The 11301-nt window shown below is 33.4% G+C and carries 9 protein-coding genes; 6 read left to right on the top strand and 3 right to left on the bottom strand.

The window, feature by feature from the left end:
• The first annotated feature begins 18 nt into the window (after positions 1 to 18).
• Positions 19 to 1254 carry a rod shape-determining protein RodA gene (gene rodA / locus ACFX5D_RS04945; RefSeq protein WP_379857135.1) on the top strand — a complete coding sequence of 412 codons (1236 nt, stop codon included), beginning with the start codon at positions 19 to 21 and terminating at the stop codon, positions 1252 to 1254.
• Positions 1255 to 1773: 519 nt separating this feature from the next.
• On the opposite strand, the gene ACFX5D_RS04940 is transcribed toward rodA, so the two are convergent.
• Complete coding sequence (locus ACFX5D_RS04940; protein ID WP_379857134.1) at positions 1774 to 4047, bottom strand: carboxy terminal-processing peptidase; 2274 nt, start codon at positions 4045 to 4047, stop codon at positions 1774 to 1776.
• 209 nt (positions 4048 to 4256) lie between these two features.
• On the opposite strand from ACFX5D_RS04940, the gene surE reads away from it, so the two are divergent.
• From surE to ACFX5D_RS04915, 5 genes are all read left to right on the top strand, one after another.
• The gene (surE, locus tag ACFX5D_RS04935; RefSeq protein WP_379851877.1) at positions 4257 to 5039 is read left to right on the top strand and encodes a 5'/3'-nucleotidase SurE; all 783 of its coding nucleotides are present in this window, start codon (positions 4257 to 4259) and stop codon (positions 5037 to 5039) included.
• Entirely contained in the window at positions 5032 to 5304 is a 273-nt protein-coding gene (locus ACFX5D_RS04930) for a hypothetical protein (protein ID WP_103998292.1), read from the top strand. The genes surE and ACFX5D_RS04930 overlap by 8 nt, the downstream gene beginning before the upstream one ends.
• Positions 5305 to 5408: 104 nt before the next feature.
• Positions 5409 to 6521, top strand: coding sequence for a lipid-A-disaccharide synthase (lpxB, locus tag ACFX5D_RS04925; RefSeq protein ID WP_379857133.1), 1113 nt, complete (start codon positions 5409 to 5411; stop codon positions 6519 to 6521).
• Between the two features lie 46 nt (positions 6522 to 6567).
• Positions 6568 to 7068: a C40 family peptidase gene (locus ACFX5D_RS04920; protein WP_379857132.1), complete on the top strand. Its 501-nt coding sequence runs from the start codon at positions 6568 to 6570 to the stop codon at positions 7066 to 7068.
• A 94-nt stretch (positions 7069 to 7162) separates the two neighbouring features.
• A complete protein-coding gene (locus ACFX5D_RS04915; RefSeq protein ID WP_379857131.1) occupies positions 7163 to 9199 on the top strand; it encodes a ComEC/Rec2 family competence protein in 2037 nt (678 codons plus the stop codon).
• A gap of 3 nt (positions 9200 to 9202) precedes the next feature.
• Here the strand turns inward: ACFX5D_RS04915 and ACFX5D_RS04910 are convergent, their stop codons facing one another.
• Complete coding sequence (locus ACFX5D_RS04910) at positions 9203 to 9664, bottom strand: thioredoxin family protein (RefSeq protein ID WP_379857130.1); 462 nt, start codon at positions 9662 to 9664, stop codon at positions 9203 to 9205.
• 52 nt (positions 9665 to 9716) lie between these two features.
• Entirely contained in the window at positions 9717 to 11228 is a 1512-nt protein-coding gene (locus tag ACFX5D_RS04905; protein ID WP_379857129.1) for a peptide MFS transporter, read from the bottom strand.
• Positions 11229 to 11301 lie beyond the last annotated feature (73 nt).

The following is an 11301-nucleotide window of genomic DNA, read 5'->3' as shown; positions in this document are numbered from 1 at the left end:
TACGATTATATACCTGAGATGAAAAACCAAAGTATAAAGAACAATCTTGATTGGACCTGCGTAATTATATACATTGCGCTTGTGATCATGGGGTGGTTAAACATTTACTCTTCCTCTTTATCATCTATGGAGGGCACTTCTGAAAAACAGCTCATCTTTATTGTATTAACCATACCATTAATATTTATAATACTGTCTATAGACGGAAAATTTTACGAAAAGTACGCGAGTATCATTTTCGGAATATCTCTGTTATCACTCGCCGGTTTGTTTGTTTTTGGTAAGACAATTGCAGGACAACGCTGTTGGTATGGTTTTGGAAGTTTTACACTTCAGCCTTCTGAATTTGCTAAAGCCGCAACTGCTTTAGCATTAGCCAAATACCTAAGTGATTCTCAAATTAATTTAAAAGAGGTCAACAGGCAGATTCAGGCATTAGCCATTGTATTTTTACCAGTTATGCTTATATTGCCCCAACCTGATCCCGGAAGCGCCTTAATATACAGCATATTCATTATCGTATTGTATCGTGAAGGTCTTCCTTCTTGGTACGTCTGGACAGGCTTTATTACTATATTACTCTTTGTTCTAACACTAGTACTGCAACCACAATATGTTATCCTAATTGCTTTATTAGTACTAGTAATAGTCCATTTCAAATCGAGATTAGGGGATCGCAATCTACTATTAAGCAGTATTCTTTTTGTCCTAATGTCAGGTTTTGTCTTATCTGTAAATTATGTTTTTGAACACGTTTTTAAACAGCATCATCGCGATCGTTTTAATATTTTATTAGGCAAAAGTGTGGACATGAAGGGGATTGGATACAACACCAATCAATCTGAAATCGCTATTGGATCTGGTGGATGGTTTGGCAAAGGTTTTCTGGAAGGCACACAAACAAAAGGTGGATTTGTCCCGGAACAACATACCGATTATATTTTCACAACAGTTGGTGAAGAATGGGGATTTATTGGTTCACTTGTGGTAATTGGGCTTTTTGTTGGATTATTTCTAAGGATTATTTACCTCGCTGAAAGGCAAAAAACCAAATTCAGCCGAGTTTATGGCTATTGCGTAGCCGGTATTTTATTCATTCATTTCTTTGTAAATATTGCTATGGTCGCAGGTATATTCCCAACTATAGGTGTACCACTTCCTTTCTTCTCTTACGGAGGATCGGGACTATGGGGATTCACTATATTATTGTTTATTTTTATAAAAATGGACGCCAATAAAGTAAATGAATGGTAACCAGCATTTATTATCAGGAGCTAAATCCTACTATTCATTTCAAGTTTTTCGTCTCACTATAGTTTTTATTTATTTCTTCAATAGCTTCCCTTGGTCGCTTTGTAAAAATAGAAAAACGATGCTGCGCGCCTTCAAAAGCATTCTATTTCTATCAAAGCTACTTAAAACCCCCCTTTTTAAGACCACTATTTTTTACTACTTGATTTTCTAAATCTCCTTTTAATTTAAGAAAAATCTACCGTCTGTCAGAAAAAAGCGAGCACTTGTGCACTAATCCCAATAACAAACCCTTTGCGATTTCTATTACTGAAAACTAAAGTGAGAATGGATATTGAAATAGGAACAAAATTTTATTTTTCATTTCTAATAACAAAATTTAAACTAAACTCTCTTCAAATACTACCTTAACATTTCCTTAGAATTAAAATCTACACTACTACTAAAAACGCCACAAAAAAAATAGATTTTTTTGTGGCGTTTTAATTCCTTTATTTGTTATTAAAATAAAACAATATCAAATTATGACTTTGCCAGTTTATCCCTTTTTAATTTAGCTGGGATTCCCTTTTTCACAACACCCTTTGATTGTAAATCATCCAAAACATTTAAAGCTTCCTCTACGTAAATATCTTTTGCTAAAGCTTCGTGCCATCTCGCACGTTTTTCTTTCAAAACAACATCTTTACTTACCTCGTCAATTTCATAAGGCAATGAAGTGAACTTCAATGCGTTTTTGTAATCAGAAAGTGGCTTGTACTTTTTAGCAGTTACTTCGATCGCATTTTGAGCAATTTTAAACTTCTCCATGTTCAGGCTATAGGTATTATCCTGACTTCTACTGTCTATCCATTTTGCGTTTTCTTCAATTAATTGAAATTCGGAACTTTGCGCGATTCTTTTTTTACTATTTGCAATAGCCTGATTAAAATTAGCTGTTTTATTCCAAACAGAATAAGCAGCCGGATCAATTTTATCCCATGGCATAGCATTATCTACATCACGTTCACCCATTTTTAAATAAGCATATCTGTCCGGCATAACAATATCACTGCTTACGCCTTCAAGTTGAGTTGAACCACCATTTATTCTGTAAAATTTTTGAGTTGTTGTCTTAATAGCTCCTAAATCTCCCGTAGCACTATTGCGCACAAATTGATTCAAATCGATTACATTTTGCACCGTTCCTTTACCGTAGGTTTGCTTACTTCCTACAATGATACCTCTTTTATAATCTTGAATTGCCGCTGCCAAAATCTCAGATGCTGAAGCTGAAAAACTATTTACCATAATTACAAGTGGTCCATCCCATTCAATTTTTTTGTCTCTGTCAAATAAAACTTCTTTCTTTTTACCTGCGGATTTGATTTGTACGATTGGGCCTTGCTCAATAAATAATCCAGCGATATCAACAACAGTTGATAATGATCCGCCACCATCATCGCGAACATCTAACACAATTCCGTTTACACCGGCTGCTTTTAAACGTTCCACTTCTTTGGCAATATCTTTCCCGGCATCTCTACCATCCTTGTTTTCAAAATCAATATAAAATTTTGGCAGATAAATAACGCCGTATTTTAATCCATTTTTATTTACTACGCTTGATTTAGCGTAGGTTTCTTCAATTTCAACAATATCTCTTACAATAGATATAATTTTAATTGTTCCGTCAACTTTTTTCACAGTAAGGCGAACTTCAGTTCCTTTAGGACCTTTAATTTTTTTAACAACATCATCAAGACGCATCCCAACAACATCAACTGCTTCTTCATCTCCTTGAGCCACTTTCATAACTAAATCACCTGCCTCAAGCTGTTTTCCTCTCCAAGCCGGCCCACCGGAGATAAGTTCTGAAATTTCAGTAAAATCATTCTTCTTTTGAAGACGAGCACCAATTCCTTCTAATTTTCCACTGATACTAACGTCAAAACGCTCTTTTTCTTCAGGAGCAAAATAATTAGTATGAGGATCAAAACGAGCCGTAATAGAATTAATATATACCGAAAACCAATCATTTCTATCTAAGTCCTTCATAAAACCAAAATATTCATCTAGTGATTTCAAGGCACTTTCTCTAGTTTCTTTCTCTAATTGCTCGAATGTTTTCAGTTTTCCTTTATCTAGAGACACAGCCTTATTGTCTTTTTCCGCACTGATGATATCAACTTTCAATTTCTCCGCTTGTTCTATATTATTTGCAGAATCTTTAGCTTCCACTATTCCATTCTTTTTGTTTTCCTGCATTTTCAATCGATCGGTTAGCGAGGAAAGAGCCGACAGTTTAATTTGCTTACGCCATTTATCGGCCAGTTCCTTACTATCTTTCGAATAAGGTGCTTTTTCATAGTCTGTATTAAAACTCTCATCAATTGTGTAGTCAAAAGGTTGGCTCAAAATGTTCTTGTAGAGTTTTTTACTTTCCTCCATCCTTTGCATTAAACGATCGTAAGTAAGATTAAAAAAAGTCAAATCTTTATTTAATAATTGATCATCTAATTGCGTTTCATATTTTGAAAACTCATTAATATCCGACTGCAAAAAGAAACGTTTAGAAGGATCTAAAGCTTGAATATAGTCTTTATAAATTCCTTTTGAAAAAGTATCATCTATAGTTGCAGGATTATAATGTCCTTTTTGTATGACAAAAGTCAATAATTCTAAAAGTAATTTATCTTTCTCAGGGTCTGTATCTTTTGCCGCATTAATTTTGAACGCAAATAGCGATATCGAAAGACACGCAACAACAAGAAGTATTTTATAATTTCTTTTCATATATTCAATAATAGTATTCATCAATTTTTAATCTAAATTAAGGTAAAAACTATGCCATCGTCAACAAGTGCTGCATAATTTTTTGTTAAAGATATAAAAATGTTTTTTTTGTTTTGGCTATAATAAATCAAGTTCATAAATTTTATATTTTTTGTTTATAAAATACCGTTTTGTGTAACTACATTTGTTCTATAAATTGTGAATTAAAAATCTTTTCTTAAAAATAAAAAATGACAAAACAAGCTAAACCTTTAATATTAGTTACCAATGATGATGGCATTTCTGCACCAGGACTTCGAGCATTAATAGCGGTAATGGCAGAAATTGGTGAAGTCATTGTTGTCGCTCCTGATTCTCCACAAAGCGCTACAGGTCATTCAATTACAATAAACGACACGCTTTATTTGAACAAACTTTCAAAGGAAGGTGATACCATCACTGAATACAGTTGCTCTGGTACTCCAGTAGATTGCGTAAAATTTGCGGTCAGTGAAATTCTGAAAAGGAAACCAGATTTATGCGTATCGGGTGTCAATCACGGTTCTAATTCTTCGATAAATGTTATCTACTCCGGAACGATGAGTGCTGCTGTTGAGGCTGGTATTGAAGGAATACAGGCCATTGGATTTTCATTATTAGATTTTGATTGGAATGCAAATTTTCAAGACATAAAGCCATTTATCAAAAAAATAACATTGGAAGTTCTTGAAAACAAACTGCCCGAAGGAGTTGTTTTGAATGTAAATTTTCCGAAATTGAAGGAGAAGGAGATAAAGGGTATTAAAATTTGCCGTCAAGCTAAAGCTATTTGGATGGAAAAATTCGACAAGCGTAAAACACCACAAGGCAGAGACTATTATTGGCTTACAGGTGAATTTATAAACCAGGATCATGGCGAAGACACAGATGAATGGGCATTGAAAAACGGATATATTTCAGTTGTTCCAGTGCAGTTTGATATGACAGCACATCACGCAACACAACAACTTAACACTTGGAATTGGAATGAATAAAATAGATTTGTTGACTGGATTTATAATTGGTCTTTTAGCATCCCTATTAGGATGCTTCATTTTCATCACTTTTTTTACTGATTATACCTTTTTAGGTGGCATACAACTTATGAAATTTGAAGGAAAACTAGGTAAAATAATCACCCTTGGATCCATACTTGATTTGGTAGCATTTGCAATTTTACTCAAATTAAATAAAGAACTAATGGCACGCGGAGTCATTTTGGCAGTCCTATTTTTAGCGCTTCTTTCTTTGTTTGTTTAAAAAACAAAAAAAATAATACCTTTGTTTCATTAGATAGCATTCTAAAATAATTCTGATTTGAGATTCATTTCGACACGTAAAGAACTCCAAACACAACATAAAAAATGAAATACTACATTATAGCAGGTGAAGCGTCCGGCGATTTACATGGTTCTAATTTGATGAAAGCACTTTACATAGAAGATCCCAATGCTGATATTCGGTTTTGGGGCGGCGATTTGATGCGAAATGTTGGCGGCACTTTAGTAAAACATTATCGAGAATTAGCTTTTATGGGCTTTGTTGAAGTCATTTTTAATTTAAAAACTATTTTAAATAACATCAAAATATGCAAAAAAGACATCATTGGTTTTCAGCCCGATGTAATTATTTTCATAGATTACCCTGGTTTCAATTTGCGAATTGCAAAATGGTCGAAAGAATGCGGTTTCAAAAATCATTACTATATTTCTCCCCAAATTTGGGCTTGGAAAGAAAATCGAATTACTGAAATCAAACGTGACATAGATAAAATGTATGTCATTTTACCATTCGAAAAAAGTTTTTACGAAGACAAGCATCATTTTCCCGTTGAGTTTGTAGGCCATCCATTGATTGACGCGATTCATAACCAAACACCAATTGACGGTACTGTTTTCAGAAAAGAAAATCAATTAAACGAAAAACCTATCATCGCTATTTTGCCTGGTAGCAGACAACAGGAAATTAAAAAAATGTTATCCGTGATGCTTAGCGTGGTCGATAATTTTCCTGATTATCAATTTGTAATTGCGGGTGCGCCAAGTCAGGAATATTCATTTTATGAAAAATTCATTTCAAATGAAAACATAAAGTTTATATCAAACAAAACCTATGATTTATTGCAAAATACGACGGCCGCATTAGTCACTTCCGGTACGGCAACATTAGAAACAGCACTATTCAAGGTTCCTGAAGTTGTATGCTATAAAGGAAGCTGGGCTTCTTACCAAATTGCAAAACGGATCGTTACGCTGAAGTACATTTCACTAGTCAATTTGATCATGGATAAAGAAGTGGTAACGGAATTAATTCAGGAAGACTGTTCTACTACACGCATTCGAGAGGAATTAAAAAAAATACTTGAATCCACTCATCGAAGTACTATTTTAAAAGAATATGAGTTATTAGAGGCGAAACTTGGCGGAATTGGAGCAAGTACCAAAACAGCAAAATTAATTGTTGCTGATTTGCAGTAATTTCAGTTGTTTGATAGACTTTATTATTTTACAAAAACAAAAACTTTTGAAACACTTACTGTATCTTTCTTTATTAGTTCTCCTTTTTACTTCCTGTAAACCCACAGCTGCGGTTATAACTTCAAAAAAAGAGAATTACACAAAATCAGAAAAGAGGAACACTAGTCGTTTGATAGAAGAACTAATCGATACTGCAACTGAAAACATAGGAATTAAATATCAATACGCGGGCACTACAAAAGCTGGTTACGATTGTTCCGGATTAATATGCACTATTTTCAACTCGCACAATGTTCAACTGCCACACTCTTCTTATCAACAATCAAAAACAGGAGTGGTTATTGATCGAGAAGAAGCCAAAAAAGGAGATTTAATCTTTTTTAAAACAAATGGAAAAACTCAAATTAATCATGTGGGAATGGTCATTGAGGTCAATGATGACGAAATAATATTCATACATTCCTCTACCTCAAAAGGAGTGATTATTTCCTCAACAAAAGAGTCTTACTATAAAAGAACATATGCTCAGTTAAATAGAATTTTATAGTAGTTGACTAATTTGGCCCAATAAATTAAAGCTTCATTTCAATTATTTTTAAATACAAAGTTATTTCTTACTAAAAAAAGTGTACTTTAGAAACATGAAAGTGTTCCAATTCCCTTTAGCGAGAATAACAGTTGGTTTCGTTCTAGGCATAATTGCTGCATTTTACGCAAAATTAAATCCACAAACAGTATTTTTTTTACTATTCGTTACATTTTCGGTTTTAGGAATTACTTGGTTTTTATCACGAAAAAATATAATTCATCCGCTATATTTTAGCCTAACCTCTTGTTTACTATGGTTTTATATTGGTATGATTACGCATATCACGCATAATGATTTTTATCAAAAAAGTAATTATATACATTATAGCTCCATTTATGAAAAGCCTCATTTACTTGTCATAACCCTGAGAGAGAAACTAAAAAGTTCTGCAGCTAATGACCGTTATATTGCTGTTGTAAACCGTATAGGCAAATTAGAAAGCACGGGCAGGATAATCCTAAATGTTCGAAAAGACAGTTTACGACATGTATTTGAGATAGGCGATATTTTACAAATCAAAACTACCTTACATAAAAATAGTCCTCCAAATAACCCAAACCAATTTGACTATAGTAAATACCTTGAAAACAAGCAAATATTTGCGCAACTTTACACTGAGTCTGATGAAATAAAAACTGGAACTGAAACCGATAAAAACATTTGGTACTATACCTCCAAATTAAGATCTAAAATCATTCGTAATTTAGAGCAAAGCGACTTTCATAAAACAGAACTAAATGTTGCCATTGCTCTAATTCTAGGACAACAACAAGATATTTCACCTGAAATTATTCGGGATTATCAATACGCTGGTGCCATACATATATTGTCGGTTTCCGGATTACATATTGGGTTTATATTACTTTTTGTAACTTTTATTCTCACACCTCTACCCAACACAAAACGAGGTTCACTCTTTAAGTTGATAATTATTCTATCCTCATTGTTCCTCTTTGGCATAATTGCAGGTCTAGCACCATCGGTAGTTCGTTCTGTAACCATGTTTTCGTTCGTCGCAATAGGAAATCATCTACGAAGAAGTGTAAACATTTATCATACCTTACTCGTTTCCATACTAATTATATTGCTTTTCGAACCCTCATTCTTATTTGATGTTGGATTTCAATTAAGTTATATCGCTCTGTTTTTTATCATTTGGTTGCAACCGCTTTTAGCATCTATATGGTTACCAAAAAATAAGATTACAAAATATATTTGGGATATTCTGACTGTTTCCTTTGCCGCTCAAATCGGCACTTTACCTTTAAGCATTTATTACTTCCATCAATTTCCGGGATTGTTCTTTGTCACTAATTTAGTCATTATCCCACTGCTCAGCATTATAATGGTTTTAGGCGTTGTGGTTATGGTTTTGGCAGCATTTGGTTATGTTCCTTTTGTGTTTGCTAAACTTTTGGAATGGAGTATCTATTATTTGAATAAGATAATTAATTCAATCGCGTCTTTGGAACAATTCATAATTCATAATATCTCCTTTACTTATTCCCCTTTAATCAGTAGTTACTTGTTGATTATTGCAGCAGTAATTTGGTTTAAGAAACCAAGTTTTAATAAATTGATTTTCTTACTGATTACCATTGTCATTTTACAAACATCATTTTTGCAAAATCGATATAACATTCAAAACCAGCAAGAATGGGTTGTATTCAATTTAAAAAAACACACATTAATTACTGAGCGAAATAGCAATGATGTCATTATGTACGCAAACGACAGTATTTTAAAAATCTCCAGAAAAAACAGCACTCTAAACTCTTATTTGGTTGGTAATTTTAGTGTTTTGAAAACAAAAAAAAGACTTCAAAATACTGCTTTTTTCAACGGAAAGAAAATTATGATTGTCGATAGTTTTGGTATTTATCCTAAAAATATAAAGCCTGACATTTTACTGCTTATCCAATCTCCGAAAATAAATCTGGAACGACTTTTTCAAACTGTGTCTCCTAGAATAGTTGTCGCTGACGCATCCAACTATAAAACAATTCAGAAGCTTTGGAAAGCAACTTGTGCTAAACAAAAAATCCCTTTTCACGCTACTGGTGAAAAGGGATTCTATAAATTGAATTAAAAATTATTTCTTTTTCAAAATACCATTTGCGACTTCAAGCCAAGCAGCTGGACCTCCAGCGACATATCCTGTAGTTCCTAACCCTTCAAAATTGACTTTTCCGTCTTTATTAGTTCCATTTGCAAAGCAAATAGTTGGAAAACCTTGAATCGAAAAAGCTTGTTGCAATTCATTATTCTGCTGTTTGATTTCTGGAGTTTGAGGTGTTCTTCTTGGATAATCTAACTCTACCAGAATTACATTTTCGCTCGCCCACTTCTCAAACTCAGGCGTTTTAAGGACTTCCTTTTGCAATCGTATACACCAGCCACACCAGTCACTTCCTGTAAAAAACATCAACAAAGGTTTTTTCTCTTTATTACCAATAGCTATTGCTTCTTTAACATTGGTATGCCATTTTAACTCTTGCGCTTGTGACGAAATGATTCCTAAAAAGAATACTGTTATTAAATATATTTTTTTCATAATTACTCAATTTTTATACAAATTTAAACAAAAATAATACCATAAATGTCGGCTATCTTACTTCTTGCATTAATTTTTTTACCAAGGGTGAAATAACAATTAAAAGTACCCCTGCGATTAAAGCGTAAATGGCTAATTGCTTGTATCCATCGGCATAAACAATTAATTTTTCAAGATTAGTGGAATTTTCAGAAGCTCCGGCAATATTCGCTCCTAATAATCCAGCAAAATACTGCCCATATGCACTGGCAAGAAACCACATTCCCATCATTACGGCTTGCACTTTCTGAGGCGATAATTTTGTCATAGCGGACATTCCAATTGGTGATAAACACAACTCGCCAAAAGTGATAATAAACCAGCCAAAAGTGAACAAATCCAGGGAGGTAACACCATTCACGTTAGCAAAGAATTTTGTGTAATAAAAAATATAAAAACCACCTGCAAGAAACAAAAAGCCTAATCCAAATTTTACCACGGTATTAGGTTCAATTTTTCGTTTACTCATCCATAGCCACACTAATCCAACAAGTGCAGCAAAAGCAATTACAAAGAATGAATTAGCCGAATTATTTACACCGTTAGGATCTAACGGCACACCTAAAACCGTTTTACTTAAATTACTCTCTGCAAAAAGACTTAATGAGCCCCCGCTTTGTTCAAAAAATGCCCAAAAAATAATAGAAAACAAAACAAACACTAGTGCAGCAAGCAATTTTTTATTCTCGGAAGCAGAAAAATTTCTCATTTCAAAAAGTAAGTACAACAAAGAACAAGGACCAATAATGTACATAAATATATCAGTATAGCCCGAATTAGAAACTAATAAAATTATGACCGGAATAACGGCAAGTGAACCAAGGTAAGTACCGTATTCATAAACTTTTATTCTAGAATTTTCCAGACTTAACAAAGGTGAAATTCCAATGTCTCCTAAGCTTTTTTGAGTTTGGACAAAAGTCAATAAACTTATGACCATAACAATTGCAGCAAATCCAAAAGCAACGTTCCATCTTAAATGTTCGGGGACAATAGCAGACATCATGGACCCATTAGCCACAGCAATACACAAATAACCGCCAATCAGAGCGCCAAGATTTACTCCCATATAGAAAAAAGAAAAACCGGCATCTCTCCTATTATCATCGTCTTTATACAAACGTCCCACCATAGTAGAAATATTTGGTTTAAAAAAACCAGTCCCTATAATAGTAAAACTAATTCCGATAAAGAAAAACTGATGAGGATCTAATGCCAAAATAACACTTCCGGCAATCATTAAAATCCCTCCCCAAAACAATGATTTTCTAAAACCCAAAATTTTATCAGCAAACATCCCTCCAATAAAAGTAAAAGCATAAACAAAAGCCTGAGTAGCGCCGTACTGCAAATTAGCATTTACAGCATTCATATTTAATTGGTTCACCATAAAAATAACCAACATTCCTCGCATACCATAAAAACTGAAACGTTCCCACATTTCACTAAAAAATAAATACCACAATTGCTTTGGATACTTGCCTTTGAAATTTTGTATTTCTTCTATTGTTACATTTTGAGCCATTTGCGAAGTATTTAAAAAAACAAACCTAAAAGAATTCTTGTAGGTTTGAAAGATATTAACTTATTTTTTTCGT

It is taken from the genome of Flavobacterium fructosi (assembly GCF_042787335.1).
Classification (GTDB): Bacteria; Bacteroidota; Bacteroidia; order Flavobacteriales; family Flavobacteriaceae; genus Flavobacterium; species Flavobacterium fructosi.
This window is presented reverse-complemented; position numbering and strand designations above follow the sequence as displayed.